Raw genomic sequence first — 25,906 nt, 5'->3', positions numbered from 1 at the left:
GAAGAATCCACGCCATGCGCCTTGTCCACTCATTCTAAACCGGACAGCCGTGGGCCCGTCCCGGGCATCCACGTCGTTCCCAGGATGCCGAACGACGTGGATGGCCGGGACAAGCCCGGCCATGACGATGTGGAGGCAGATGGGCGCAACACTCTCGTCAAAACCGGTCGCTCTGCTTCCGACTCGGAACGAGTCTTCGCGGCGCGGGGCGCGGCCAGGGAGGTTCATTCCCCGGCCGCTTGTCGCTCATCCCGCCGGCCTGAACGCCGGCCCCTCGAAGCGCAGGCCGGCAGCGCCGCGCGTGACGTGATCATGCGCGGCCTGGACCAGACGGGCCTCGCCGGCTTCGGCGACGCGCGCGCGGCCGTCGAGCAGCGCGGCGAGGCGCGCGAGCGCCAGCGCCTTGTTGCGATGCTGCGAGCGGCCGTCGCGGGCGATCGCGGTGAGGCCGCTCGGCAGATGCACGGCACGCACCGCGCTCTCGGTCTTGTTCTGGTGCTGGCCGCCCGGACCGCCGGCGCGGAAGCTCTCGAACCTGACGTCCGCCGCCGCCAAGGCCGGCACCTGCTGCGGCATCGGCAGGTCGACGACACCGACGAACCAGTTTTTGCGGCCGTGATGCGGCCGCACGGGACTGCGGCACACCCAGAGCAGCGAGCCCTGCGTCCACCGTCGCGCGAGATCGTCCGCCGCCGGCCCGTCCAGCACGACGATCGCGCTGGCCGGGCCGTGACGGTCCGGGTCACCCGTCGCGGTCGCGCAGTCGCACTCCGCAGCTTGCGCTTCGTCAGCGAGCCGCGTCAGCGCATGCGCCACCGCGATCCGGCATTCGGCCGGACCGCGTCCCGAGGTGAGGAGGAGCCGTCTCATCGGCGGTCCTCCTTCTGTCGCCGCATCGTGGCGATCTTCTTCACCGTCACCAGCGGCCGGAAGCTCGCGACCACGCGCGCGAGCCCGAAGCTCTCGAGATCGGCGATCACGCCTGTGATCGGCTTGTAGGCCTCCGGCGCCTCCTCGGCGAGCAGCGCGCGATCCTCGCAGATCACGCGGCCGCCGAATGGATTGCGCGCGAGCCGCTCGCGATCCGATTTGGTGGCGCCGACCCGGCCGATCATCGAGCTGCGATCGAACTTGCGGCCGGCGCCATGCGCGATCGACCACAGCGCTTCCTTCGGCGCCGTGGCGAGCGGCGCGACCAGATAGGACAGCGCGCCGCGCGAGCCCGGCACCACGACGAGGCCCTGGTCGGACGGCGCCGCGCCCTTCCGGTGCAGCACGCCCTCGCTGCGATGGACCACGCAATTGTGCGAGCATTCGCAGACGGAAGCGGCCTCGCAACGCAACGCCGCTGCCGCACGCCGCGCGATGAGCTGCCGGTTGACCTGCGCCCAGCGCAGCGCGTGGTCATGCGCCGCCAGATAGGCTTGGCCGGCCTCGCTGTCTGGCGCGAGCGGCTTCAAGCCGTCCGCGACATGCCGTTCGAGCAACGCATGGCCGAGGCCGCGCGAGCCCGAATGCACCAGCAGATGGGCGCGGTCGCGATCGATGCCGCAGTTGGCATCGAACACCTCTTCGACCGCCTGCAGCTCGCAGAAGTGGTTGCCGCCGCCGATCGTGCCGAGCGCGGCATCGAAATCGGACGGTGCAACCTCGTGAGCTGCAAGTTCACCTGCGATGTCGCCATCATAGGGCTTGGCGATATCGCGCAGCCGGTCGGCGGCCTTGTCGACGCGAATGCGGCGAGAAGCAAGGTCGAGTGCGAACAGCGCCATACCGCAGCCGGCGTCGGAGCCGACGAAGGCCGGATGGATCTGGTCGGCGAGAATGGCGCAGCCGACCGGACCGAACTTGCCGGGATGCAGATCCGGCAGGCCGGCGACCGCGCGCACGCCAACAATGTCAGCCACCGTTTCGAGCTGGCGCACGGCGGCGCCCTCGATCCAGGAGCTGGACGCGTAGAAGCCGTGGACCGGCGCACGGCCGTCCACGCGATGGGAATTGCCCATGTGGGTACCTTGGAGAAAGATAGGGAGTTTTGGTCAGGGACTAACAGCGCGCGCGAACGCACGCGTGCCGAACCACACCTCGCCTCACGCGAGGATCAGGCCTGGCGGCTCCCGGCGGAGCAACGGATGATCGCAGTCATCATCTCTCTCCTGTGCAGCGGAGCGGAATGCTCGACGCCGGCGGCTACTAATCACATCGTTCGTAGTTTGACAACGGGCGGTGATGCGCGGAGCTGGCGCCTGTGACCTCTGCGACACGGTCGCTCGCCGCTGCGCTCAGAACAGCGCGAGGAAATCGCCGATGAGATAGAGGATTGCCATCACGACCAGCACGCCCATTAGCACGAACGACAGCTGAACCGCGATCGCACAGCCGCCCAAGGTCGTGGCCATCGCCGCGATGTGCCGCTCTTCGCGACGCAACTGGCCTACGACGCCGAGGATGATCGCGAGCAGGCCGAGCAACACCGCGGCCGCCGGCAATTGCTGGTGCAGGCGGTCGGCCCACGATGTCTCACGGACCGGCGCGTGATACTCGACGCCCTTGATCCGCGCCACCAGGCGCTCCTTGACGCGATGTCCGACGTCGACGATGACCTGGTCGATCGGCGGCGGCGGATCGATCACCGGCAGCACCCAGTGCGGCAGGACCGCTGCGACCAGCGCGACGAGTCCGATCAAGCAACCGATGATGCCCAGCCGGCGTGACCGAACGATCGTGTCCGTCATGGCTCAAAACCTCCGATGCGGGCGTCCGCTGCTTGGGTCGCGGAAGGATTGCGGAACGTTAATCTCGTCATCGTCACCGCGGAAAGGACCGAACCCTGAAACGCTGAACGCCGGATCATGCGTCGGCCGCCGGAGCTGTCCGGTTCAAATCCTCCGATCCGCTCAAGCTCATAGCAGGCGGTCCGCGAGATGCTCCGCCTCCCAGCCCTCGAGAAATTCGCGCTCTCGCGTGATCCAGCGAACCGGCTCGCTGCCCCATTCACGTGATCGGCTGGCGTGCTCGCCCATGACCCACAGATGCCGCACGATCACGAAGGCATGCGCAGTCTCGAAGTCCGCCGCGGAGATTGGACGGACCGAGCGATAGCCGTCGACAAAGGCGCGCCAGGTCGCAGGGAGTCGGCGGCCGAACGCGTGCATGGCCCATAGGAAGACGGCGATGTCGTAGGCGAGATAGCCGGGACCGCCGTCATCGAAGTCGAAGAACACGGCCTCGCCGCTATCGTTGATCCGGGCGTTGCGTCCATGACAGTCGCCATGACAATGCGTCCATGTCAGGCCGTGCACCGCCTCGATCCGTTCAGCCGTGCGCGCGGCGATCTCCGCAAGGACACCGCCGTCGTCGGCCCCGATGTCGCGACAGAGCTGTTGCACCCGCGCGAGCGGTCGGCGCAACAGATGGTCAAGGTCCAATTGGTAGAGCGGCGCTTCGGCGCGATGGCTGGACGCCGCGTCATGCAGCCTGGCGAGCGTGACCCCGGTGGCGCGCGCGTCGATCGGGCAGGCCGGGTCCGGAGTCCGTCCGTCGAGCGAGCGGAACAGCACGCCTTCCCGGACGCCTTCCGCCGCCTCGCCGCGAACGAACAACGCGCCGTCGCGCGTCGTGATCGCGGCGGCGGCGGGCACCCCGCAGCGGACGAGATGCGCGAGGAAGTCGGTCTCGGTGCGGACATCGGCCGGGCCGCGGGCGCGGTGATGCGACAGGCGGAAGACGTAGCGGTCGCCGCCTGCCGCGGTGACCAGGTAGACGTCATTGAAGCCACGATTCATCATGCGGCACGCGAGCGGCTCTGATAGCGCGTAGTGTGTTGCCACGAAGCGGCCGACGCTCTCGGCGCCGGTCGTGGTGTAGATCGGCTCGAAGTCGGGCACGTCGCCTGCTCCGCATTGGGGATGCGACGTCATCCTAGGCCGCTGCGCCTCGTGTTGAAAGGAGCGCTCACGAGCAATCCGTCGGCGCTGTCGTCCGCTGGTTGTTCCAGACTGCCCGTCGGGCAAATCGGGCTATCACGCGGACGCTCTCCGTCGCACTTGTCCAGTCCTCCCGCGAAAAAGATTTCTGTTTCGCTTTTTCGGAACCCGTGTATGTTGCGCGTATCCCGCCTCATGCAGAGGGGCGTACGCGTCGTCACGATACGTAGGGGTGGGGAGTGGTGGCCGTGAGCCTGTCAGGCGCTGTTGCGCAAGACGACTGGCAGCTCGCGGACGGTCAAGCCGTGTGGTCCTGGCGCCCCGAAGCTGGCGCCAAGTTGGCGATGACGTTCGTGCGTCGTCGCCGATGACGGGGGCAAACAAGCCGGTCCCCGGGGAGAGCGCGGAGCAGCCGTGAAAACCATCGCGCAGGGAAGGCCGGGTCGCTCTGGCTGAACCTGTGGTTCCCTCCCCGTGCATTTTCTCCGCACGGGGGCCACGGGCCTCAGCCGAGGCTCGGTCTTCCCTGCACCCTCTCGTGTCGAGAGGGGAGTTCGATCAGCACACCTCGGACATGCGATGTCGCGAGATCATGAACGCACGTCTCGATGAGCGTTTGCTGCGATGATCGTTCGCCTCGATCCCAGGTTCGGTGTGAGGTCGGCGCGGCGCGATGCGTGCGACCAACGGCGGCCGCCGGATCGGCTACGCGCTGCGCGGCAGAGGCTCGACTGCGGCGGCGGCCTGGCGATGGCGGACGAGCCAGGCGATCGCGTCGTCCTCCTTCATCGGCTTGCCGTAGAGCCAGCCCTGGCCATAGGAGCAGCCGAGCATGCGCAGGCACTCGGCATCCGCCTCGCGCTCGACACCCTCGGCAATGATGCGGTGGCCGAGCGGCAGCGCCACGGCGGTGATGGCGGCGACGAGCTGCTGATCCCGGCGGTCGTCGGCGATGCCGTCGATGAAGGAGCGGTCGATCTTGATGGTGTCGATCTCGACCGCCATCAGGTTGGCGATCGAGGAATGGCCGACGCCGAAATCGTCGATCGCAAGACCGAAGCCGTATTGGTCGATCAGCTTGAGCTCGTCGGCGCAACGCTTGGGATCGAACATCGCCTCCTCGGTGACCTCGATCTCGATCCGCTTGGGGTCGACGCCGTAGCGCTCCGAGACCAGCTTGAGCGTCTGCGCCGGCGAGTGGATCGGGAATTCGCGCGGCGAGACGTTGATCGAGACGCGGATGCCGTGCGCCTTCTTGCGGTCGAGCGCGCGCAGGAACGCGCAGACGCGCTCGCCGACGAACTCGGTGAGCTGGCCGGACAGGCGCAGCCGGATCGCCGCCGACACGATGTCCGGCGGCGGGATCAGCCCGGCACAAGGATGGTTCCAGCGCAGCAGCGCCTCGAAGCCGATGACCTCCCGGCTCGCCATCGCGACCTGCGGCTGGAATTCGACATGGAGCTCGCGCCGCGCCAGCGCCGCGTGCAGCTCGGCATCCAGCCGCCGCTGCAGGGTGAGCGCAGACTGCATCTGCGCATCGAACACGCGCATGCAGGCGCGGCCGTCGTCCTTGGCGCGATACAGCGCGGCGTCGGCCCGCGCCGAGAGCTCCTCGAGATCAATGGCGCCTTCCGCCTGCGCCGCGATGCCGATCGAGCAACTGACGGTCAGCGGCTGGCCCGCGATCAGGACCGGCCGCTCCAGCGCGCTCATCAGCCGCTCGCCGAGCGCCACGGCCCGCGCGGCGACATCCTCGCCCTGCAGCACCACGATGAACTCGTCGCCGCCGAGGCGGACCGGCAGATCATCCGCGCCACAGGCCGCGCCCAGCAGCGCCGCCACCATCTGCAGCACGCGGTCACCGGCCTCATGGCCGCGGGTGTCGTTGATGATCTTGAAGTTGTCGACATCGAACAGCAGGAAGGCGACGCCCTGTCCCCCGGCGCAGGCGGCGCCGGCCACGGTGCGGAAGTGGCTGCGGTTGGCGAGCCCGGTCAGCGAGTCGATCCGCACCAGGCGCTCGAGCGTCTGATTGGCCGCGGCCAGCGAATCCGCAAGCTCGGTCGCCGCGATGGTCGTGCTGTGGCTGGCGATGAAATTGAGCTCGCCGAGCCGGGCCGAGCGGAACAGCATGACGGTCAGGAACGCGATGTCGGCGGCCACGATGTAGCCGACGTCGCCGCCGGACAGCAGCATCCGCAGGATCGTCGCACCCATCAACGGCGCGCCGAAGGCGATCGCCATCCGCGAGTAGGCGAGGCTCTGGATGATCGCGCCGGTCGTGGTGCCGGCCATGATGAAGACGACGTCGTTGACGTTGTGGGCATGCGTGAAGACCGGCAGGCCGAGCGGGACTACCGACCACAGCAGTCCGCTGGCGAACGCCATCATCGTCAGGGTGCGCAGCACGCGGTGCGGATCCCGCTCGATCTTCCCCGACGATTTCAGGTGCGAGACCCATGCGGCCCGCAATACGGCAAACGCCACGGCCGCGGCCAGCCACCACAGGATCGGCGCGCTGCCCTCCCTGAGATAGATCAGCAGCGCCAGCGACAGCGCGATGGCCACGTTCGCGAACAGGGTCAGGAAGATGTTCTGCAGCGAGCTCGCTGCCTGGGCTTTCGCGAGCGCCGCCGCCTTGGGGTCGGTGGGAGCGGACTGCATGCGCGAAACGGATGGCCCTGCTGGATCGGTGACGGAAGGAGGCGGCCATGGCGGCGGCCCCTATGGAAGCGCACCAGCATGCTGAAAAGGGGCCTAAGGTGGGGTTAATCCGCCCGATAATACCGCTTGTGGTTCGCGGGGCGGAGGGCGCGACGGAGACGGCGCGTGAGTCTCGGACGAACGATGCCGGATCGTGCCAAGGCCGGGGACCGCAGGGCCCGGATGAGAGAGGCGCCCCGCACGCCGCGGGGAATGACGGACGCCGGCTGCCGCCCGATCCGCTACGGATCGAGCTCGGTGTCCCAATAGAGGTAGTCGAGCCAGCTGTCGTGCAGGTAGTTCGGCGGAAACAGCCGGCCGTTGCGATGGAGCTGGTGGACGGTCGGCGCGTAGGGCGCCTGCTTGGGAAACATCTTGGCCTGCTGCGGCGTCAGATTGCCCTTCTTCAGATTACAGGGCGAGCAGGCGGCGACGACGTTTTCCCAGGTGGTCTGGCCACCCTTGCTGCGCGGAATGACGTGGTCGAAGGTGAGATCGTCGCCGGAGTGGCAGTACTGGCAGGCGAAGCGATCGCGCAGGAAGACGTTGAAGCGGGTGAAGGCCGGGTGCGTGCTCGGCTTGACGAAGGATTTCAGCGAAACCACGCTGGGCAGCTGGATCTCGAACGATGGACTTCGGATCGCCCTGTCGTAGTACTCGACAATGTTGACGCGATCGAGGAACACCGCCTTGATCGCGTCTTGCCACGACCAGAGAGACAGCGGGTAGTAACTCAGCGGCCGGAAGTCCGCGTTCAGCACCAACACCGGCCAACCGCCTTGCGAGACATGTGCGTTCAATTAACGCTCCTGGCCTCCATAACGGCTGCGAAGCAGCATGCCCCGACATACTACATGCAGCGTGACGGGAATGTGAAGCCCCAAGAATGGCTTGACACATGGCTTGACATGGCTTCTCCCGCCTTTCCGGCTGCGGTCCAAAGCACGTCAGAACCGTGGCCAAGGTGCGATCTGTTGCAATGCAAATCAATTGCAAATCGTCAGGCGCCGCCGGGCCCAGCCGGCCAGCCGCCGTCAGCCCGGGACGCGCTCCAGCTTCTGCAGGCAGCGGTGGATCCTGACCTCGGCCGGCATCGGCTGGTCCGGGAAGCTCGTGGTCCAATTGGTGACGCCGACCTCGCCGACATAGATGTCGCCACGGCTGTCGATGGCGAGGCCATGCGGGGCCAGGAAACGGCCGGTTTCCAGGCCCGGGCCGTGCTCGCCACCGAGCCGCGCCAGCCGCTTGCCGCTCGCATCCGCGATGGTCAGGCGCGGGCCGAGATTGGGGACGTGGAGATTGACAGGCAAGCCGGGACCGAGCTCGCCGATGATGAAGGTCTTGCGGCGGGCGCCGCAGGCGCACAGCGCGCAGGGCCGGTGCAAATTGTTCCACTGCGTCTCGTAGCGGCCGTCGCCGTCGAAGATCTGGATGCGGTGGTTCTCGCGATCGGCGACATAGACGAAGCCGTCGGCATCGGTCGCGATGTTGTGAACGATGTTGAACTCGCCGGGATCGGAGCCCGGCGCGCCCCAGCTGCGGATCAGCCTGCCGTCGGGCGTATATTTGTGGACCCGCGCATTGCCGTAGCCGTCGGAGACGTAGATCTCGCCGGACGGCGACAGCGCGGTGTGGGTACAGCGGTTGAACGGCTCGCCGCTCATGAACGGCGTCGGATGCTCCGGCAGGCCGATCGTCAGCAGCACCTTGCCGTCATCAGTGCATTTGCGCACCGTGTGGTCGCCATCATCGGTGCAATAGAGATTGTCGTCGGCGTCGATCGACAGGCCATGGGCGCGGCTGAACAGGCCTTCGCCCCAGCTCCTGAGAAAGTTGCCATCGCGGTCGAACACGATCATCGGATGGGCGCCGCGATTGAACGCATAGACGCGGTCCTTGCTGTCGACCGCGACCGCAGCGACGTCGGTCAGCGCCCAGCCCTCCGGCAGCTTCGCCCAGTCCTTGACGACGCGATAGCTGAAGTCGCCAGAACCGAGAATGGGGGACATGCCGTAACCTCCGAGAATTCGCGCCATCCGCGTCGGCGCAAGGCTACACGCGACCGGCACCCGGCGGAAAGCGCCTCATGCTGCCATTGTCAGCATGTGCGCCTGATCTGGCGGAATGCGTCCCTGCAATGTGTCGAGGTAGATGCGCCGCACCGCGTCGGGACCGCGTGCGTCGGTGATCGTGAGCCAGCCGTCGAGCCGCGGGGCGAAGTCCTGCCACGCGGCGCCGAGCCGCTTTTCGATCCCGCCGGGCCCCCATTCTTTGGCGCGCGTCCTGATGTGGTCGGGCGCGAAGAACCAGGCAGGCCGGGCGCCGGGAAGCGCCTCCTTGTCGTTGATGCCGTCCTGATGCGTCAGCCCGACGCGGCCGGAATAGACCAAGTTGTCGCCGTAGTGCCGATGCAGCGCGGCGCGCAGGGCGGCGTTGCCGGCCATGTCGACGAAGGCCGTGCGCGACCGCGCGTCGAGCGTGCCGACTGCGTCGTAGGTGACGACCTGGTCGTAGCAGCCGAGCGAGCGGACGAAGGCTGCATTCGATGGCGAGGTCAGCCCGATCACGCGGATGTCCTTGCGCCGCGTATGCAGCAGGTGGGCGAGTCCGAACGCGGTCTTGCTCGAGGCCGAGGACAGGACCACGGCCGTGGCGCCGAAATGCGCCTGCTCGGCGAGGAAGTCGTCGACCAGGAACGACAGCATGAACAGCGGGCGCAGCAGCGCCTGCTGGTCGCCTTGCCGTCCGGCGAAGGCGGGATCGTCGCTGACCCGCGCATAGGCGTTGTAGACCGGGGCTACGCCCTGCCGGTGCGCGGCGGCGTCGCGCAGGCCGCGCTTGCCGACATCGGCGGCTTCGATGACGAGATGCGTCGCCATCGGAAAATAGCCGAACAGGCGCTCGCCCTCCGCGACGGCTGGATGCCGCGACGCGATCACGTCGCCGAAGCCCCACACCGGAATGATGCCGAAGCCGTCGGGCGCCGGAAACAGCTGCCAGTATTTCAGCTGCTCGCCGAGCAGCGCGTAGGTGATGTTGTTGGCGCTGAAGCCGAAGCGATCGACCTTGACCAGCAGCGCCTCGGCAGGCAGTCCGCCGGCATCGGGAAGCTCGGTGACGATCGTCTTGCACTGCGGCAGGTCGTCGCGGGCGACGATGAAATCGGACGATTGCATGATGAGGACCTCCGCGGTTCGATGGCAAGTCGGGAGCGATCATGGCCGACATCGACGACCATTTTGCAACCCGAACTTTGTTTGAAACGGCGTTCGCCGAAGTTGTTAGTTCGCCGGCGTGATGACGCCCTCGCGTTTCTTGAGCACGCGGTAATAGCTCCACCACAGATGCGCCGCGGCGCCGCGCAGTGGCCGCCACGCTTCGGCGAGCGGCATCATCTGCTTGGCCGTTGGCCGCGTCGCCAAGCCGAGCCCGACCTTGACGGCCTCCTGCACGGCGAGATCGCCGGCCGGCCAGGCATCGCCGTGGCCCAGGCAGAACAGCAGGTAGACATCCGCCGTCCACGGGCCGATGCCGGGCAGGGCGGTGAGCGTGGCATGCGCGGCGTCGGCGTCCTCGTTGGCGAGCACGTCGAGGTTCAGCCGCTCCGCGGCTAGCTCGCGCGCGATGTGCTTCAGCGTCTTGATCTTTGCGGCGGACAGGCCGAGGCGCCCGAGCCGGTCGGTCCGCGCGCGGCGGATCGCCTCCGCATCGAACGGCTCGAACGCTGCCTGCAGCCGCCCCCAGATCGCGGCCGCGCTCGCGGTCGACAATTGCTGGCCGCAGACGATGTGCGCGATCCCGGCAAAGCCCGGCTCGCGCCGCCGCAGTGCCGGCATGCCGGTGGCGGCCAGGATCGGCGCCAGGCGCGGGTCCTGGGTCACCAGCGCGCGGACTGCGTCCTCGAGGATGTCCTGGCTGTCGAGGTGCAGCGTCATGGCAGCGCGGGCCGCAACGCCGCATGCGCGCTGGATCGCGCCGGGTGGACGGCCCCGAGGGGCGGAGCTAAGGCAGCATCATTCAAGGTTGGAATTTCCATGAGCTTGCGTAGCATCCCCTCTGATATGGACGGCGCCAAGGTCGCCGGGATCGACGGCCTGCTGGATCGTGTGGTGCACGAGCACGGCGTGTTTCTGCCGCTCGCCATCGAAAGCGGCAGCCGTGCCTGGGGCTTCGCCTCGCCCGACAGCGATTATGATTGCAGATTCGTCTATGTGCGGCGCGCGGCCGATCATATCAAGCCATGGCCGGTGCGCGACGTCATCGAGTTTCCGCTGCAGGACGACTACGACGCCAATGGTTGGGACCTCGCCAAGGCGCTGCAGCTGCTGCTGAAGGGCAATACCGTCATCATCGAGTGGCTGCGGTCGCCGGTGGTGTATCGCGGGCTGGCCTGGTTTCGCGACGACTTCCTCGCCTTCGCCCGCAGTGTGATGAGCCGCGATGCGATTGCGCGGCACTATCTGCTTCTCGGTGAGCGGCAGCGACGCGTGTACTTCGGGGACGGCACGGACGTTGCGCAGAAGAGGCTCTTCTATGCGCTGTGGCCGGCCGCAACGTTGCGCTGGCTGCGGCTGCATCCGACAGAGGCTGAGGCGCCGATGGATTTCTCGTCCTTGATGGCCGGGTGCGATCCGCCTGCGGCGTTGCAGGCGGAGGTGGCCGGACTGATGCGGCGCAAGGCGTTGACCCGCGAGCTCGGCAACGGACCGCTCCCGGCCGTAGTGGCTGAGTTCGTCGACTCCGAGTTCGGGTTGGCCCGCACGGCTTTCGGCGACCGTGGCGGCGGGCCAGTCGACATCCGGCCAGTCGACATGAGGCAGCAGGCCGAGCAATTCTATCGGACCGTGGTTGAGCGTCTGGAACACGAAGCGCAGACAGGAGAGGCGCAGGGCTCTGTGGCCTCGATCGCATCATGACGCCACCCGTTTTCCGATTTGCCCCCAGCCCCAACGGCCACCTGCATCTCGGCCACGCCTATTCGGCGCTGCTGAACGCCCAGCGTGCGCGGGAGAGCGGCGGCCGCCTGCTGCTGCGCATCGAGGACATCGACCCGACCCGGTGCCGCCCGGAGTTTGAGCAGGCGATCTATGAGGACCTCGCCTGGCTCGGCATCGCCTGGGAGCACCCTGTGCGGCGGCAGTCGGAGCATCTCGCCGAATACCGCGCTACGCTGGAGCGGCTGCAGGCCATGGGGCTCGTCTATCCGAGCTTCGAGAGCCGGGCCGAGGTCGCACGGCTGGTGGCCGAGCGCGACGTGGACGGCGCCTGGCCACGCGATCCCGATGGCGCGCCACTCTACCCGGGCGCGGCGAGGACGCTCTCTGAAGCGCAGCGTGCAGAGCTGATGGCGAGCGGCGCGCCCTATGCACTGCGGCTCGACATGGCCGCGGCGGCCGTTCGTGCGGGCCGGCTGGGCTGGGAGGAACTCGGGGCTGGGCCGGCGGGCGAGGCCGGCACGGTTCCAGCCCGACCCGAGGCCTGGGGCGACGTGATCCTGGCGCGCAAGGAGACGCCGACCAGCTATCATCTGTCGGTGGTGATCGACGACGCGCTGCAGGGCGTGACGGAGGTGGTGCGTGGCCAGGACCTGTTCCATGCCACCAGCGTGCACCGGCTGCTGCAGGTCCTGCTCGGCCTGCCGGCGCCGGCCTATCGGCATCACCAACTGATTCGCGACGATCAGGGCCGAAAGCTGTCCAAGTCCAGCCAGGCGACGGGATTGCGCACATTGCGCGCGGAAGGCGTCTCGCCGGCGGAAATCCGACACAGGATCGGCATGGTGTAGCCGTGTCCTGCCGCAAGCCCCGGTGTCACCGAATGTTTCCGGCGGGGACAACCTCTGGGGCATCGTGACACCCGGAAACGACCGTGCCATGCTGATCAATGGCGCGGGTTAACGGGAGCTTCAATCGAAAGCGGCACGACGAGACATGACAGTAGAAGTGCCCCTTCGTTTTTCGGAGTTCATGTCACAGGGGCCATGATGAAGCGCGTTCGGAAGATGAGTACGGGGCGTCGGGCCCGACCGGCGACGCCGGCTGCGCCCAGGCCCGCCGGCCCGGCCAGGGGCTCCGGTGGAAAAGTCCCCGGTGGAAAGGCTCCCGCTGGCAAGGCTCGCGCTGGAAAGACGCCCGCGAGACGGCTGCGGCCAAAGACCGAGGCTGCGCAGGCGGCGCCGGCCAAGGAGCGCGCGAAGGCGCGACCGCTGAAGAAGCACGTTCCTCAGGTCACCGCCATGGCGGGGGGACGAAGCGCGACGAAGTCTGCGCCGACCAGGTCAGAGTCCAGGATCGGTCCCGGGGTGCCGGGTGCTGGTGTAGTCGAGGCTGCGCTGGCCGTGTTCGCCCACGAGGTCCGCACGCCCCTGACAGGCATTCTCGCCATCAGCGACCTGCTCGCCACCTCCGAGCTCGGCGAGCGCGAGCGGCGCTGGGTCGACACGATCAAGGCCGGGGCGGAGCATCTGTCGAGCTTGGCGACCCTGTTCGTCGATGCGGCCAAGGACGAGTCCATGGGGGCCTTGCTGCGCGAGGACCTGTTCGACCTGCGCGTGCTGGCGCGGGCCGCCGGCGACTCGCTCTCCGGCCGCGCCGCGGCCAAGGGGCTGGAGGTCAATGTCGACGTCTCCGACGCCCTGCCGGGGCTCGTGATCGGCGATCCCGTGCGGCTGCGCGCGGCGCTCGAAAACCTGATCGACAATGCCGTGAAGTTCACCGAGCAGGGCGGCGTGGCGCTGAAGGTCGCCTTGGCTGGCAAGAACTCGGCTGGCAAGGCAGGGCGTGGCACGGGTACCAAGGCGGCCGCCAAGGGCAAGGTCGCGATCGCCTTTCACATCTCGGATTCGGGCATCGGCCTGACCCTCCAGGAAATCAAGCGACTGTTCCGGCCGTTCAGTCAGGCGAACGTCTCGATCGCCTCCCGTTTCGGCGGCGCCGGCCTCGGCCTGTTCTCGGTCCGCCAGCTGGCGCGGGCGATGGGCGGCGACGTCGCGGTGGTGCCGCACGAGGGCGGCGGCACGACATTCATCCTGACGGTCACGCTGACCATCGCCGCGGCGCCCCACGCGACGGTCGGCGGAGGCGAGGACGGCGTGACCCTGGCGCCGGTGCGGCCGCTGCGCATTCTCGGGGTCGAGGACAATCCGTTCGGCCGCGTCGTGCTGAATACGATCCTCAACGAGCTCGGCCACCAGGCCGAGTTTATCGGCCGCGGCGAGGCCGCGCCGGAACGGATCGCTGCCGGCAGCTACGATGCGGTGCTGATGGACATGGTGCTCCCCGGCATCAACGGCGTCGAAGCGATCGCCAGGGTGCGCAAGCTGGATGGGCCGCACGGCGCGATCCCGATCATCGGCGTGTCCGGCCGCGGCGAGGACGAGGCGGCCTCGCGCGCCGCCGGTGCCGACGCCTTCCTGCTCAAGCCCGTCTCGCCGCGGGCTCTAGCGACTGCGCTTCTTGAAGCGACACGCCGCGGGGCAGCCGCGACTTGATGATCGATGCGTTCAGCTCGCCGCCATACACGAAGATCGCGGCGATGAAATACAGGAACACCAGCGCGATGATCACCGATGCGAGCCCGGCATACATCGTCACGTAGTTGTTGGCGAAGCGCGCCAGATACTGGCCGAACACGATGCCCGACACCAGCGAGGCGACGAAGGTGAAGATGATGCCGGGCATGATCTGCATGAAGCTGCGCCGGCCCGCCGGCAGCCAGGCGTGCAGGATGAACAAGGCGATGATCAGCGCGCTGATGGTGATGCCGTAGCGCGAGAGGTTGACGAAGTGCGCATTGGCTTCGACTGCCAGCGGCAGGAAGCGCCGCGCGGTGGCCACCATCAGCGGGCCGAGCACGATCAGGAACGACATCGCCAGCGCCGTGAAGGCCGCGACCAGCGTATAGCCGATCGATTCCAGCCGCAGCCAGTACCAGCGCCGCTGCTCGATCACGCCATAGGCGCGGTTCAGCGCCACCCGCAGCGCCTCGACGCCGTTGGAGGCGAAGTACACTGCGAGCACGGCGCCGATGGTCAGCGCGTCGCTCCGAGTCGTGGTGAGCACGTCGTGGATCTCGCCGGCCAGCGCATCCGCGACCTGGGCGGGCCATGTCTGGAGCATCAGGGTTGCGGCCTGATCGGCGAGGTCCTTGGAGCCGAGAAAGCCGGCGAGCGAGGTCAGGACGATCAGGAACGGAAACAGGGCCATCAGGGTGGACAGCGCGATGTGGCTCGCGATGGCCCAGCCGTCATCTGCAAGGAACGTGTAGAACGCATCCATGATGACGTGGAAGATGTAGCGAAGCGCCTTCACCTGTTCCTGCACTCCGCAAAAGAACGTATCTCGTACAATCCGATATTACGGACCCAAAAGCCAGAAGTTGCAGCCCTGGGTGCCCCGATCCGGCATAGCGCTCCTGCTTCCGTGGTGTTATCTAGCGCCAATGGCCTCACTTCTCGGTAAATTCATCCTTCCCCTCGCGGTCGGCGCGGTTGCCTTGGTGCTGTTTCTAGGTCTCGTCAACATGACGCGCGGCGGCTCGCCGAACCTGTCGCAGAAGCTGATGCGCTGGCGAGTGATCCTGCAGTTCGTGGCGATCGTCATTGCCATGGCAACCGTCTGGGCCATGGGACGCTGATAATGGGACGCTGATGGCGGGGCGTTGATGGACTGCGCCGTCGAGACACTGGGATTTGTCGGGACACTGGGATTTTGAGAAAGCAGCATGGTTGTCCTTAATCGCATCTATACGCGGACCGGTGACGACGGCACGACCGCGCTCGGCAATGGCGAGCGTCGTCCCAAATTTGACCTGCGGGTTTCCGCCTATGGAACTGTCGACGAGACCAATGCCGCGATCGGCGTCGTCCGGCTGCATCTTGCCGACACGCCCGAGATCGATGCCATGCTCGGCCTGATCCAGAACGATCTGTTCGACCTCGGCGCGGATCTGGCCGTGCCGCAGCGTGAGGGCAAGGCGGAGCGGCTGCGGGTCGTCGGCAGCCAGGTCGACCGTCTGGAGCGTGACATCGATACGCTGAACGAACGGCTCTCGCCGCTGACCTCTTTCGTGCTGCCAGGGGGAACCCCGGCGGCGGCGCATCTGCATGTCGCACGTACCATTTGCCGCAGGGCGGAACGGATCATGGCGGAACTCGCCGACAAGCCGGACGAGCCGGTCAGCGAGGCCGCCATTCGCTATATGAACCGGCTGTCGGATTTCCTGTTCGTGGCCAGCCGGGCCGCGAACCGGAATGGCGCCGGCGACGTGTTGTGGGTGCCCGGGCAGAACCGTTAACCGGGGACTTGCGGGCTTGCGTTTTTTCGCCCCTCGCGCGTTGACCGGGGGGTACGGGCGCTTTAGGTTCCGCGCCCGAAAGGTCAACCCCGGACAATTAAGAGCGAAAGAGGATCGATGAAGGTTCTGGTGCCGGTCAAGCGGGTGGTCGATTACAACGTCAAGGTCCGCGTCAAGAGCGACGGATCGGGCGTTGAGCTCGCCAACGTCAAGATGTCGATGAATCCGTTCGACGAGATCGCCGTCGAGGAAGCGCTGCGGCTGAAGGAAGCCGGCAAGGCGACCGAGGTGGTGGTGGTCTCGATCGGACCCGCGCAGGCCTCCGAAACCATCCGCACCGCGCTCGCGATGGGCGCGGATCGCGGCATCCTGGTCAAGGCCGAAGGCAATGTCGAACCGCTCGCGGTCGCCAAGATCCTCAAGGCGGTCGCCCAGGACGAGCAGCCGGGCCTGATCATTCTCGGCAAGCAGGCGATCGACGACGATTCGAACCAGACCGGCCAGATGCTGGCGGCGCTGCTCGGCTGGGCGCAGGCGACCTTCGCCTCCAAGCTCGAAGTCGACGGCTCCGACTTCAAGGTCACCCGCGAGGTCGATGGCGGCCTGCAGACCGTGAAGCTGAAGGGGCCGGCGATCGTCACCACCGATCTCCGCCTCAACGAGCCGCGCTACGCGTCGCTGCCGAACATCATGAAGGCGAAGAAGAAGCCGATCGCCGAGAAGACCGCGGCCGATACCGGCGTCGATCTCACGCCGCGTCTCGAAATCCTCAAGACCGCGGAACCCGCGGGCCGCAAGGCGGGCGTCAAGGTCAAGGACGTCGCCGAGCTCGTTTCCAAACTCAAGACCGAGGCGGGGGTGCTCTGATGGCCACGCTGCTGATTGCCGAACACGACAATGCCGTCATCAAGGACTCGACCAACAAGGCGCTGACGGCGGCCACAGCGCTCGGCGCCGATGTCGACGTGCTGGTCGCTGGCCAGGGCGCGAAGGGTGCGGCCGAGGCTGCCACCAAGCTCGCCGGCGTCAAGAAGGTGCTGCTCGCCGATGATGCGGCCTACGCGCATGATCTCGCCGAGCCGCTCGCCGACCTGGTCGTCAAGCTCGCCGCGAACTACGACGCGATCGTCGCGCCCGCAACCTCGCGCTTCAAGAACGTGATGCCGCGTATCGCAGCCCTGCTCGACGTGATGCAGGTGTCGGAGATCATCAAGGTCGTGGCGCCCGACACGTTCGAGCGGCCGATCTATGCCGGCAACGCGATCCAGACCGTGAAGTCGAAGGACGCCAAGAAGGTCATCACCGTGCGCACCTCGACCTTCGCCGCTGCGGCGAGCGAAGGTGGCAGCGCGTCGGTCGAGACCGTCGCCGCGGCCGGCGATCCGGCGCTGTCGAGCTTCGTCGGCGAGGAGGTCGCCAAGAGCGACCGTCCTGAGCTGACCTCGGCCAAGATCATCGTCTCTGGCGGCCGTGCGATGCAGAGCCGCGAGAACTTCGCCAAGTACATCGAGCCGCTGGCCGACAAGCTCGGCGCCGGCGTCGGCGCCTCGCGCGCCGCGGTCGATGCCGGCTATGCGCCGAACGACTGGCAGGTCGGCCAGACCGGCAAGGTGGTGGCGCCGGAGCTCTATGTCGCAATCGGCATTTCAGGCGCCATTCAGCATCTCGCCGGCATGAAGGACTCCAAGGTGATCGTCGCGATCAACAAGGACGAGGACGCGCCGATCTTCCAGGTTGCCGATTACGGCCTGGTGGCGGACCTCTATCAGGCGGTTCCCGAGCTGACGGAAGCGCTCGGCAAGTGACGCGGTGGACGCCGGCCGCGCGGGACAGTGGCGGCCGGTGTTCTTTCTTCTAGGGTATGGACGGACGCAGATGGCGTGCCGTTCGGGTGGATGACAACATGGCTCAGATCAACAAGCTCGGTGTGATCGGCGCGGGACAGATGGGCAACGGCATCGCGCATGTCGCGGCACTGGCCGGGCTCGACGTGGTGCTCAACGACGTCACCTCCGACCGGTTGAAATCGGGCATGGCGACCATCAACGGCAATCTGACGCGTCAGGTCGCCAAGAACGTGATTTCCGAGGACGCCCGCGGCGCGGCGCTGAAGCACATCTCGCTGACCGACAGCCTCGACGGCCTGGCCGACTGCGATCTCGTCATCGAGACCGCGATCGAGAAGGAAGACGTCAAGCGCAAGATCTTCCACGATCTCTGCGCCGTGCTGAAGCCGGAGGCGATCATCGCCTCCAACACCTCGTCGATCTCGATCACGCGGCTCGCGGCCTGCACCGATCGTCCCGAGCGCTTCATCGGCATCCACTTCATGAACCCGGTTCCGCTGATGGAACTGGTGGAGCTGATCCGCGGCATCGCCACCGATGACTCGACCTTCGAGGCGGCCAAGGAGTTTGTCGGACGGCTGGGCAAGCTGGTCGCGGTGTCCGAGGATTTCCCGGCCTTCATCGTCAACCGTATCCTGCTGCCGATGATCAACGAGGCGATCTACACGCTGTATGAAGGCGTCGGGAACGTCGAGGCGATCGATGCGGCGATGAAGCTCGGCGCCCATCATCCGATGGGCCCGCTGGAGCTGGCCGATTTCATCGGCCTCGATACCTGTCTGTCGATCATGCAGGTGCTGCATGAGGGGCTCGCCGACTCCAAATACCGGCCGTGTCCGCTGCTGGTGAAATATGTCGAGGCCGGCTGGCTCGGCCGCAAGTCGCAGCGCGGCTTCTACGACTATCGCGGCGCCAAGCCGGTGCCGACGCGGTAATTCAACCGTTCATTGAGGCGGGCGATCGATACGCTTCGTTAAGCCCGTTCGGCTAGCTTGGCCGGACGAGGGATATGCGTATGGATATGAGCTTGGTGGCTGCGGCGCTGGCGCAGCAGGCGAGTGCGACCCAGCAGCAGGTCGCCACATCGGTGTTGAAGCAGAACCTGAATGCGCAGAAGGACGCTGTCCTGACCCTGCTCGGCGGCGCGCAGCAGACGCTGTCGCTCGCCAATGTCGGCCCCGGCGTCGGCGGCAACCTCAACATCGCCGCCTGAGCTCTTCGATCAAAGCCCCGCGGCGGCCTTCGCCGTGACCGCCTGGATCAGCTTGACCGCGTCAGCGCTGTCCCATTCGGCGGGACCGGCGATAGTCGCGATCTCGCAGCCATTGGAATCCACCAGTACCGAGGTCGGCATGCCCAGCGCGCGGCCGACCGCCTTGAGGTCCTGGAACACCTTCGCCTTCTGGTCGCTGAAATAAGCGAGCCGCGTCAGCTTGGCGTCGTTGAGGAACGCCTTCGGCTTCTCGGCGTCGCGGGTATCGATATTGACCGCGACCACCTGGAAATCGTCGCTGCCGAGCTTGGCCTGCAGCCCGTCCAGCGCCGGCATCTCCTTACGGCAGGGCACGCACCAGGTCGCCCACAGGTTCAATAGCACCGTCTTGCCGCGGAAATCCGACAGCTTCTTCGCCGCGCCCGTGCCATCCTCGAAGGCGAGATCCGGCAGCCGCAGCGGTGTCGTGGCGGCCGTCAGCGCTGCCACCTCGCCCTTGATCAGCGGCGCGATCCGCGCGGCGGTGGCGACCGCGGCCTGGCAGGCCTGGTCGCCGGCCGGACGCCCCTTCAGCACCCCGCCGAACAGCACCGCCGACGAGCCGGCCACCGCGACCACCAGAAGGGCGCCGGCGGCGAGCAGCGCGCGCCGGGAGCCGGCGGGGCGGGCAGGGGACGGCTCTGGCTTATCGTTTGTCATCTCGGGTCTGTTGCGGCTATCAGGAGCGCGAGTTTCGGGGCGCGGACGGTGTGTCCCATCCAAAAGCGGTCAGCAAGGTCTCAAGAAGCGGTTCAGGCATGAGCAACAAGATGTGGGGCGGACGGTTCTCGGAGCGTCCCGACGCAATCATGGAGGACATCAACGTCTCGATCGACGTCGATCGCCACCTCTACGCACAGGACATTGCCGCTTCCAAGGCACATGCCGCGATGCTCGCTGCCCAGGGCATCATCACCGCGGGTGATGCGAAAAATATGGCCAAGGGTCTAGACACGATTTTGTCAGAGATCACCAAGGGCTCGTTCGAGTTCAAGCGGGCCCTCGAAGACATCCATATGAACGTCGAGAGCCGCCTCAGCGAGCTGATCGGGCCGGCCGCGGGGCGGCTGCACACCGCGCGCTCCCGCAACGACCAGGTCGCGACCGATTTCCGCCTGTTCGTGCGCGACGAGATCGACGACATCGACGCTGCGCTGGCCGCCTACCAGCATGCGCTCGCCAGCCGCGCGCTCGACCATGCCGGCACCGTCATGCCCGGCTTCACCCATCTGCAGACCGCTCAGCCCGTCACCTTCGGCCACCATCTGCTGGCCTATGTCGAGATGGCCGGCCGCGACCGCGGCCGCTTCCTCGATGCCCGCAAACGCCTCAATGAATCGCCGCTGGGCGCCGCCGCGCTCGCCGGCACCTCGTTCCCGATCGACCGCCACGCGACAGCGGAGGCGCTCGGCTTCGACCGCCCGATGGCCAATTCGCTCGACGCCGTGTCCGACCGCGATTTCGTGCTGGAGACGCTCTCGGCCGCTTCGATCTGCGCCGTGCATCTGTCGCGCTTCGCCGAGGAGATCGTGATCTGGACCTCGCCGCTGGTCGGCCTGATCAAGCTGTCGGACAAGTTCACCACCGGCTCCTCGATCATGCCGCAGAAGCGCAATCCGGATGCCGCCGAGCTCGTCCGCGCCAAGACCGGCCGCGTCATCGGCGCGCTGAACGGGCTCTTGATCGTGATGAAGGGCCTGCCGCTCGCCTATCAGAAGGACATGCAGGAGGATAAGCAGGGCGCGATGGAGGCGTTCGCGGCGCTGTCGCTCGCCGTGCGCGCCATGACCGGCATGGCGCTCGACCTTGTGCCGGACGAAGCCCGCATGAAGGCCGCCGCCGGCGAGGGCTATGCGACGGCGACCGACCTCGCCGACTGGCTGGTGCGCACCCTGAAGATGCCGTTCCGCGAGGCCCATCACGTGACGGGCCGCATCGTCGCGCTCGCCTCCAAGCAGGGCGTCGCGCTGCACGAGCTGCCGCTGAAGGCGATGCAGGAGGTCGAGCCCAAGATCACGGCCGACGTGCTCGGCGTGCTCTCGGTCGAGGCCTCCGTGAAGAGCCGCACCAGCTTCGGTGGCACCGCGCCGAAGAACGTCGCCGCGCAGGCCAAGGCCTGGCTGAAGCGGCTGGAAAAACAGCGAAAGTAGGGCTGCTGTCCTAAATTTGACCGCCCTGGCGTGGCACTCCGGCACTCGTCATGTCCCGCTGATCTCTGTATGGTGCCGCCCGCATGGGGATTTCACACGTGAATCGCAGTCGCCGTCCGATGTCCGCCGCCCGGGTCCTCCTGGTCCTCGGCGCCACAGCCCTTCTGCTCGCCGCCTGCGGGCGCAAGGGCCCGTTGGACCTGCCGGCCAATTCCCCGCCGGCCCCGCAGATGTCGGCCGCTCCCGCCGACACCGCCACCGACGCCGCCAACAAGCCGGGCCTGTTCAACTCCGGCTACGGCGCCGACGCCGCCCCCGCCGCGACGCGCGGCCAGAAAAAACCCTTCATCCTCGACCCGCTGCTCGACAGCAAATAGGGGCTGCGCGTCGGTCCGAGGGACCAGCCTCCTTCGAGATCCAGGGCTGGGTCTCAATGAGTTCGTCATTCCGGGGCATTCGCGCGCAGCGCGAATGAGCCCGGAATCCATAACCACGGGCCTCCGCGGCGTGGCGAGCCGGCAACTCCGAGCGTGCCCCCCACGGCATCCTGTGGCTATGGGTTCCGGGCTCGCGCTTGCGCGCGCCCCGGAACGACACCGAATGCGATCGCGCTGCCTGAATGTGCGGAGCTGCGGCCAGCTCCCTCTCCAGGCGAGGACGGCCGCCTCAATTGACATTCCCGCTCATTTCCCGGCAATTCGCCGCCACAATCACCTTTCTCGCAGCCCCGCGCGGACCAGACCCATGAACCATTTCGACTACCGCGACGGCGTGCTGCATGCCGAGGCCGTCAATCTCACCCAACTCGCCGCCACCGTCGGCACCCCGTTCTACTGCTACTCGACCGCGACGCTGGAGCGGCACTACCGCGTGTTCGCCGAGGCCTTCACCGGCCAGGACGTGCTGATCTGCTACGCGATGAAGGCCAATTCCAACCAGTCGGTGCTGCGGACGCTCGCGAAGCTCGGCGCCGGCGCCGACGTCGTCTCCGGCGGCGAGCTGAAGCGCGCGCTGGCGGCCGGCATCCCGTCGCGGAAAATCGTGTTCTCCGGCGTCGGCAAGACCGAGGCCGAGCTGCGCGCCGCGCTGGCGGCCGACATCCACTGCCTCAACATCGAGTCCGAGCCCGAGCTCGACCTGCTGGCGCGGCTCGCCGTGGAGACCGGCCACACCGCCCGCATCTCCATCCGCGTCAATCCGGACGTCGATGCCGGCACGCACGCCAAGATCTCGACCGGCAAGTCGGAGAACAAGTTCGGCATCCCGCTGGAGCACGCCCGCAAGGTCTACGCCCGCGCCGCCAGGATGCCGGGCATCAAGGTCACCGGCGTCGACGTCCATATCGGCAGCCAGATCACCGACCTCGGCCCCATGGAGACCGCGTTCCGCATCCTCGCCGACTTCGTGCAGACCCTGCGCGCCGATGGCCACGACATCTCCCATGTCGATTTCGGCGGCGGCCTCGGCATCCCCTATCATTTGGACGCCGCGGTGCCGCCCGAGCCCGCGGCCTACGCCGCGATGGTCAAGCGCGTCAGCCACAATCTCGGCTGCACCCTGATGTTCGAGCCCGGCCGCATGATCGTCGGCAATGCCGGCATCCTGGTCGCCAAGGTGATCTATGTGAAGCACGGCGAGGCCAAGAACTTCGTCATCATCGACGCCGCGATGAACGACCTGATCCGCCCGACGCTCTACGAGGCCCATCACGACATTCTCCCCGTGAAGCAGCCCGCGCCGGGTACGCCGTCATTCACAGCCGACGTCGTCGGCCCGGTCTGCGAAAGCGGCGACTATCTCGCGCTCGACCGCACGCTGCCCGAGCCCAAGCCCGGCGACCTCCTCGCGATCATGACCGCAGGCGCCTACGGCGCCGTCCAGGCCTGCACCTACAACACCCGCGCCCTGGTGCCCGAGGTCCTGGTCAAGGGCGACCAGTCCGCCGTGATCCGGCCCCGGATCGAGGTCGAGCAGCTGATCGCGATGGACTCGCCGGCGCCGTGGTTGTGAGGGGCGTTACTCCGCTTGATGCGTGAGTGAGTGCTCTCAGTGCGCGACACCCGCTGTCATGCCCCGCGAAGGCGGGGCATCCAGTACTCCGCGGCAGACGATGTTGAACCGAGATGTCACGGCGTACTGGATCGTCCGCTTTCGCGGACGATGACAACGGGGCCTATATGTCGATATCAATGTGGCGCGCGGACATCGGAAACGGTGCGGTGGCATTGGAGGCCTGACGATGAAAGTCAGCAAGCTGAAGACGTTCGACGCCGCCGAGCACCTTCGCACACCGGCCGCCCGCGCGGAGTATCTCAACATCGTGCTCGCCGATGGCGATCCCGCCGAGGTCCGCGACGCGCTCAATCTCGTCGCCCGGGCGCAGGGCATGAGCCAGGTCGCCAAGGCCGCCGGCGTGACCAGGGAGGGGCTCTACAAGACCCTCGGCGAGAACGGCAACCCCGAATTCGCAACCGTCCTGCGCATCATCGCCGCGATGGGAATCCGGCTGACTGCTGAGCCGGCCCGAGCCAAGCCGAAGACGAAAGCTGCGGCGTTGCGGTGACGATGAGGGACTGAGGAGTGGAGGGCAGCCGTTGGCTACTCGGCGCGCTCCCGAAGGCGATCGATCCATTCGCCTTCGCGGCCATCAAGCGCGCCTTCGACTGGCCAGCCTGGCGCCGTCTCATTCAGATGCAGCAGCGTCCATGCAAGTCCAAAGTAATCGTCTGGCCCAAACAGCGTCACCAATGCGCACGCCTCTTCGTTCGTAACAGGCGTTTCAACCTTCGCTAGCTGCTCTCCAAATGCCTGTATCGTCTGAGTCGTCGCCGTCGCAGAGCTGGGAAGAGGCCCAAGTCCGAGAAGCGCGCGGATCGCTTGTTGCATTCTTTCCGTCACCCGAAAGTTCGTTCGCTCAGGGCTGCTAAGCGATGAGATTGCAGTTGTCACACAGCCACCATCATTCCCGACGAGCGATCTCTGCCTCACATCCATGCGAAATACGCCGAGAAAAATGCAGCGTCATCGTAATTACAAGGCGCCAACTGCGCGATCGACGTGTGCATGGCGCTGATGCTCCCGGCTCGCCTGGTCCTGCGCATGGCCTACGGCGCCAGTGCGCCTGATCAAAGGCCAACGCAGCGGGACCCAGGATTTGAAGGCATCGTCCTGGACTCAGCGCCCGCGGGACGGCGCATGCACGGCTTGCTGCGTCGCAAGAGTGAGTGGAGTCGGAAGCCCGTGCAAGGCGAACCAGCCGAACGCGGCGTGCTTGTCGGGTTCGACCAGCCTCGGCTCACCCTTGAAGCCCGCGGCGAGATAGACCGGCGCAACCCAATGCTCGCCCCTCAGCCGGTCGATCTGGTCGACCACGCAGATCAGCCTGAGATCGCCAAGCGTGATGTCGAGCTCCTCTGTCGCCTCACGCCTGACGGCGTCCTCCACCGGCTCCAGCCAGTCGACCTTGCGGCCCGGCAGGCCCCAGCAGCCCGCCTCCGGGTCGTGAAGGCGCCGGACGAGCAAGATCGCCTCGCCATCAACGATCACAACACCGCAGCCCAACCGAGGCTCGTTCATCGCCATGTGCCAGCCGCCGAATCCATCTCGTCGCTGAGGCGCAGCGTAGCAGAATTGATCTGGGAGGCCTGGGCAGTTTCGGAGGTCAACTGCCCGACCTCGTCCGCCTCGCATCCATCCGAAATATGCCGAGAAAAATGCAGCGTCACCGAAATGTCACCGAAATTCCCAGCGTCGAGGATGGACTACGGAGTGAGGGAGCGGCCGTCGGCTGAGCTGATCGCAAGTTTTGCGCAGCGTCGCCGCAACTCCCGTGTATCGCGCCACCAGCGCCTCTTGTAACGCCCATGGGGCGGGCGGCGGTTGTGGGATGGTGAGAGAAGCGAACGAGTGTTAGGTAACAAAACCGAGAGCTACAGGGTTGTTCACAGCCCGAATAAAAAAGGGGACGATTTTCCCCAGCGCTACCCGTTGAACTACTTATTGATTTTGGACTTGAAAAATCTTTTTCCAAAGAGATTGACCAAAATGCAGATACATGTGGAGAGCGGCGCGTTTTACTTGGTGGGGAGCACGACAATGGTGGATATTGGCGGCGGGTAGAAAGGGGTTTCAGACACTCCTAATACCCGCCGCCTGGTGGAGGTCCCGAAGGACTCCGCGCAAATAGTTTTTCGGCTCCTCAGGCAATTTTGTCAATGCCACGCGAGAACTCACTTCTCGCAACGATGGAGCTTGCCCGATGTCTAAACGCTTCTACTCAAATCCTGTTCGCCGGTTCTTGGTTGAGAACTGGCGAGACCTTGCAAAGATCCTTATCGATCTTCTGTCGGTCGTCTATCGAAAATAGCCTGAATGACTAAAGCGCTACTTCCAGCGTGGCCGGCCTAAAGGTTGGCTGCGCTGGTTTTGTCGTTTGGTTGGCCCTTGGGTCCGGAGAAGGCGGGGAAAATGATGGTAGGGACGTCAATAAGTTGCGCCGCCTTTCGGCCTAACGCGGTGGCCGAGCATCTGGTGCTCCATCTCATCCCTCGCCCTGCCCGTCAGCACGAGCGGAGGTGTGACAAATTAGATGACAGGCACTAAATGAAATTCAACTCGGCGCATGCATGTGCTGGCTACGGTAGTTCGGGCAGCTCAAACACCGGATTACGGTGACAGTGCTGGACTGCCCCCCTCAAGTGAGACACGATAATCTCAGTGACAGGCATTCCGAGG

The 25,906-nt window shown here is 66.5% G+C and carries 26 protein-coding genes; 13 read left to right on the top strand and 13 right to left on the bottom strand.

Translation table 11 applies throughout. From position 1 onward, the window contains the following. Positions 1-246: 246 nt before the first annotated feature. From prfH to QQL87_RS36545, 9 genes are all read right to left on the bottom strand, one after another. Positions 247-870, bottom strand: a complete 624-nt coding sequence (gene prfH / locus QQL87_RS36585) for a peptide chain release factor H (protein ID WP_284423938.1) — start codon at positions 868-870, stop codon at positions 247-249. Beyond that, complete coding sequence (locus tag QQL87_RS36580) at positions 867-2,006, bottom strand: RNA ligase RtcB family protein (protein WP_284423939.1); 1,140 nt, start codon at positions 2,004-2,006, stop codon at positions 867-869. Before QQL87_RS36580 ends, prfH begins: the two co-directional genes overlap by 4 nt. Before the next feature lie 276 nt (positions 2,007-2,282). Continuing rightward, positions 2,283-2,735, bottom strand: a complete 453-nt coding sequence (gene yidI, locus QQL87_RS36575) for an inner membrane protein YidI (protein WP_284423940.1) — start codon at positions 2,733-2,735, stop codon at positions 2,283-2,285. A gap of 168 nt (positions 2,736-2,903) precedes the next feature. Then, positions 2,904-3,887, bottom strand: a complete 984-nt coding sequence (locus QQL87_RS36570; RefSeq protein ID WP_284423941.1) for a phosphotransferase enzyme family protein — start codon at positions 3,885-3,887, stop codon at positions 2,904-2,906. A gap of 744 nt (positions 3,888-4,631) precedes the next feature. Further along, positions 4,632-6,590, bottom strand: coding sequence for a putative bifunctional diguanylate cyclase/phosphodiesterase (locus QQL87_RS36565; RefSeq protein WP_284423942.1), 1,959 nt, complete (start codon positions 6,588-6,590; stop codon positions 4,632-4,634). Positions 6,591-6,871: 281 nt separating this feature from the next. Next, on the bottom strand, positions 6,872-7,429 hold the full coding sequence (locus tag QQL87_RS36560) for an HNH endonuclease (RefSeq protein ID WP_006610584.1): 558 nt from the start codon (positions 7,427-7,429) through the stop codon (positions 6,872-6,874). Between the two features lie 234 nt (positions 7,430-7,663). Next, positions 7,664-8,638, bottom strand: coding sequence for a peptidyl-alpha-hydroxyglycine alpha-amidating lyase family protein (locus tag QQL87_RS36555; protein WP_284423943.1), 975 nt, complete (start codon positions 8,636-8,638; stop codon positions 7,664-7,666). Between the two features lie 75 nt (positions 8,639-8,713). Next, positions 8,714-9,805: a DUF2855 family protein gene (locus QQL87_RS36550; protein WP_284423944.1), complete on the bottom strand. Its 1,092-nt coding sequence runs from the start codon at positions 9,803-9,805 to the stop codon at positions 8,714-8,716. 105 nt (positions 9,806-9,910) lie between these two features. After that, positions 9,911-10,564: a DNA-3-methyladenine glycosylase family protein gene (locus QQL87_RS36545; RefSeq protein WP_284423945.1), complete on the bottom strand. Its 654-nt coding sequence runs from the start codon at positions 10,562-10,564 to the stop codon at positions 9,911-9,913. Between QQL87_RS36545 and QQL87_RS36540 the strand changes: the two genes are divergently transcribed. From QQL87_RS36540 to QQL87_RS36530, 3 genes are all read left to right on the top strand, one after another. Next, complete coding sequence (locus QQL87_RS36540) at positions 10,553-11,545, top strand: nucleotidyltransferase domain-containing protein (RefSeq protein ID WP_284423946.1); 993 nt, start codon at positions 10,553-10,555, stop codon at positions 11,543-11,545. The genes QQL87_RS36545 and QQL87_RS36540 overlap by 12 nt on opposite strands. Further along, the gene (gene gluQRS / locus QQL87_RS36535) at positions 11,542-12,414 is read left to right on the top strand and encodes a tRNA glutamyl-Q(34) synthetase GluQRS (protein WP_284423947.1); all 873 of its coding nucleotides are present in this window, start codon (positions 11,542-11,544) and stop codon (positions 12,412-12,414) included. The genes QQL87_RS36540 and gluQRS overlap by 4 nt, the downstream gene beginning before the upstream one ends. Before the next feature lie 546 nt (positions 12,415-12,960). Continuing rightward, complete coding sequence (locus QQL87_RS36530; RefSeq protein WP_502871259.1) at positions 12,961-14,118, top strand: ATP-binding protein; 1,158 nt, start codon at positions 12,961-12,963, stop codon at positions 14,116-14,118. Here the strand turns inward: QQL87_RS36530 and QQL87_RS36525 are convergent. Further along, the gene (locus QQL87_RS36525) at positions 14,045-14,950 is read right to left on the bottom strand and encodes a YihY/virulence factor BrkB family protein (RefSeq protein WP_284423949.1); all 906 of its coding nucleotides are present in this window, start codon (positions 14,948-14,950) and stop codon (positions 14,045-14,047) included. The genes QQL87_RS36530 and QQL87_RS36525 overlap by 74 nt on opposite strands. A gap of 118 nt (positions 14,951-15,068) precedes the next feature. On the opposite strand from QQL87_RS36525, the gene QQL87_RS36520 reads away from it, so the two are divergent. The 6 genes from QQL87_RS36520 (at position 15,069) to QQL87_RS36495 (ending at position 18,983) form a co-directional block, all read left to right on the top strand. Next, positions 15,069-15,263 carry a twin transmembrane helix small protein gene (locus QQL87_RS36520; protein ID WP_284423950.1) on the top strand — a complete coding sequence of 65 codons (195 nt, stop codon included), beginning with the start codon at positions 15,069-15,071 and terminating at the stop codon, positions 15,261-15,263. Positions 15,264-15,350: 87 nt separating this feature from the next. Next, positions 15,351-15,923, top strand: coding sequence for a cob(I)yrinic acid a,c-diamide adenosyltransferase (locus tag QQL87_RS36515; protein ID WP_284423951.1), 573 nt, complete (start codon positions 15,351-15,353; stop codon positions 15,921-15,923). 117 nt (positions 15,924-16,040) lie between these two features. Beyond that, positions 16,041-16,790 (top strand): electron transfer flavoprotein subunit beta/FixA family protein, encoded by a 750-nt coding sequence (locus QQL87_RS36510; RefSeq protein ID WP_284423952.1) that lies wholly within the window; start codon positions 16,041-16,043, stop codon positions 16,788-16,790. After that, on the top strand, positions 16,790-17,728 hold the full coding sequence (locus QQL87_RS36505) for an electron transfer flavoprotein subunit alpha/FixB family protein (protein WP_284423953.1): 939 nt from the start codon (positions 16,790-16,792) through the stop codon (positions 17,726-17,728). Before QQL87_RS36510 ends, QQL87_RS36505 begins: the two co-directional genes overlap by 1 nt. 98 nt (positions 17,729-17,826) lie before the next feature. Next, positions 17,827-18,705, top strand: coding sequence for a 3-hydroxybutyryl-CoA dehydrogenase (locus QQL87_RS36500; RefSeq protein ID WP_284423954.1), 879 nt, complete (start codon positions 17,827-17,829; stop codon positions 18,703-18,705). An 80-nt stretch (positions 18,706-18,785) separates the two neighbouring features. Further along, positions 18,786-18,983: a putative motility protein gene (locus QQL87_RS36495; RefSeq protein WP_008964847.1), complete on the top strand. Its 198-nt coding sequence runs from the start codon at positions 18,786-18,788 to the stop codon at positions 18,981-18,983. A 9-nt stretch (positions 18,984-18,992) separates the two neighbouring features. Here the strand turns inward: QQL87_RS36495 and tlpA are convergent, their stop codons facing one another. After that, on the bottom strand, positions 18,993-19,682 hold the full coding sequence (gene tlpA / locus QQL87_RS36490) for a thiol:disulfide interchange protein TlpA (protein WP_284423955.1): 690 nt from the start codon (positions 19,680-19,682) through the stop codon (positions 18,993-18,995). 98 nt (positions 19,683-19,780) lie between these two features. Between tlpA and argH the strand changes: the two genes are divergently transcribed. The 4 genes from argH (at position 19,781) to QQL87_RS36470 (ending at position 23,735) form a co-directional block, all read left to right on the top strand. Continuing rightward, positions 19,781-21,172 (top strand): argininosuccinate lyase, encoded by a 1,392-nt coding sequence (gene argH, locus QQL87_RS36485; protein ID WP_284423956.1) that lies wholly within the window; start codon positions 19,781-19,783, stop codon positions 21,170-21,172. 83 nt (positions 21,173-21,255) lie between these two features. Further along, complete coding sequence (lptM, locus tag QQL87_RS36480; protein WP_284423957.1) at positions 21,256-21,549, top strand: LPS translocon maturation chaperone LptM; 294 nt, start codon at positions 21,256-21,258, stop codon at positions 21,547-21,549. Positions 21,550-21,916: 367 nt separating this feature from the next. Beyond that, positions 21,917-23,182, top strand: coding sequence for a diaminopimelate decarboxylase (gene lysA, locus QQL87_RS36475; protein ID WP_284423958.1), 1,266 nt, complete (start codon positions 21,917-21,919; stop codon positions 23,180-23,182). Positions 23,183-23,411: 229 nt separating this feature from the next. Further along, positions 23,412-23,735: an addiction module antidote protein gene (locus QQL87_RS36470; RefSeq protein WP_284423959.1), complete on the top strand. Its 324-nt coding sequence runs from the start codon at positions 23,412-23,414 to the stop codon at positions 23,733-23,735. A gap of 35 nt (positions 23,736-23,770) precedes the next feature. Here QQL87_RS36470 and QQL87_RS36465 read toward each other — a convergent pair whose 3' ends face one another. Continuing rightward, entirely contained in the window at positions 23,771-24,058 is a 288-nt protein-coding gene (locus QQL87_RS36465) for a hypothetical protein (RefSeq protein WP_284423960.1), read from the bottom strand. Positions 24,059-24,346: 288 nt separating this feature from the next. Then, entirely contained in the window at positions 24,347-24,748 is a 402-nt protein-coding gene (locus QQL87_RS36460; RefSeq protein ID WP_284423961.1) for an NUDIX domain-containing protein, read from the bottom strand. Positions 24,749-25,906: the final 1,158 nt, after the last annotated feature.

It is taken from the genome of Bradyrhizobium sp. SSBR45G, assembly GCF_030159255.1.
In the GTDB taxonomy this organism is placed as follows: Bacteria; Pseudomonadota; Alphaproteobacteria; order Rhizobiales; family Xanthobacteraceae; genus Bradyrhizobium.
Note: the sequence above shows the minus strand (reverse complement) of the source record. Positions and strands in the feature narration are given on the sequence as shown.

Coding starts and splice junctions, on each gene's coding strand:
- gluQRS (WP_284423947.1), top strand. CDS start 11,542: ATGACGCCACCCGTTTTCCGATTTGCCCCCAGCCCCAACGGCCACCTG.
- QQL87_RS36580 (WP_284423939.1), bottom strand. CDS start 2,006: ATGGGCAATTCCCATCGCGTGGACGGCCGTGCGCCGGTCCACGGCTTC.
- QQL87_RS36555 (WP_284423943.1), bottom strand. CDS start 8,638: ATGTCCCCCATTCTCGGTTCTGGCGACTTCAGCTATCGCGTCGTCAAG.
- QQL87_RS36465 (WP_284423960.1), bottom strand. CDS start 24,058: ATGCAACAAGCGATCCGCGCGCTTCTCGGACTTGGGCCTCTTCCCAGC.
- lptM (WP_284423957.1), top strand. CDS start 21,256: ATGGGGATTTCACACGTGAATCGCAGTCGCCGTCCGATGTCCGCCGCC.
- QQL87_RS36495 (WP_008964847.1), top strand. CDS start 18,786: ATGGATATGAGCTTGGTGGCTGCGGCGCTGGCGCAGCAGGCGAGTGCG.
- QQL87_RS36460 (WP_284423961.1), bottom strand. CDS start 24,748: ATGAACGAGCCTCGGTTGGGCTGCGGTGTTGTGATCGTTGATGGCGAG.
- QQL87_RS36470 (WP_284423959.1), top strand. CDS start 23,412: ATGAAAGTCAGCAAGCTGAAGACGTTCGACGCCGCCGAGCACCTTCGC.
- tlpA (WP_284423955.1), bottom strand. CDS start 19,682: ATGACAAACGATAAGCCAGAGCCGTCCCCTGCCCGCCCCGCCGGCTCC.
- QQL87_RS36500 (WP_284423954.1), top strand. CDS start 17,827: ATGGCTCAGATCAACAAGCTCGGTGTGATCGGCGCGGGACAGATGGGC.
- QQL87_RS36515 (WP_284423951.1), top strand. CDS start 15,351: ATGGTTGTCCTTAATCGCATCTATACGCGGACCGGTGACGACGGCACG.
- QQL87_RS36510 (WP_284423952.1), top strand. CDS start 16,041: ATGAAGGTTCTGGTGCCGGTCAAGCGGGTGGTCGATTACAACGTCAAG.
- prfH (WP_284423938.1), bottom strand. CDS start 870: ATGAGACGGCTCCTCCTCACCTCGGGACGCGGTCCGGCCGAATGCCGG.
- QQL87_RS36550 (WP_284423944.1), bottom strand. CDS start 9,805: ATGCAATCGTCCGATTTCATCGTCGCCCGCGACGACCTGCCGCAGTGC.
- lysA (WP_284423958.1), top strand. CDS start 21,917: ATGAACCATTTCGACTACCGCGACGGCGTGCTGCATGCCGAGGCCGTC.
- QQL87_RS36565 (WP_284423942.1), bottom strand. CDS start 6,590: ATGCAGTCCGCTCCCACCGACCCCAAGGCGGCGGCGCTCGCGAAAGCC.
- QQL87_RS36520 (WP_284423950.1), top strand. CDS start 15,069: ATGGCCTCACTTCTCGGTAAATTCATCCTTCCCCTCGCGGTCGGCGCG.
- QQL87_RS36545 (WP_284423945.1), bottom strand. CDS start 10,564: ATGACGCTGCACCTCGACAGCCAGGACATCCTCGAGGACGCAGTCCGC.
- argH (WP_284423956.1), top strand. CDS start 19,781: ATGAGCAACAAGATGTGGGGCGGACGGTTCTCGGAGCGTCCCGACGCA.
- yidI (WP_284423940.1), bottom strand. CDS start 2,735: ATGACGGACACGATCGTTCGGTCACGCCGGCTGGGCATCATCGGTTGC.
- QQL87_RS36505 (WP_284423953.1), top strand. CDS start 16,790: ATGGCCACGCTGCTGATTGCCGAACACGACAATGCCGTCATCAAGGAC.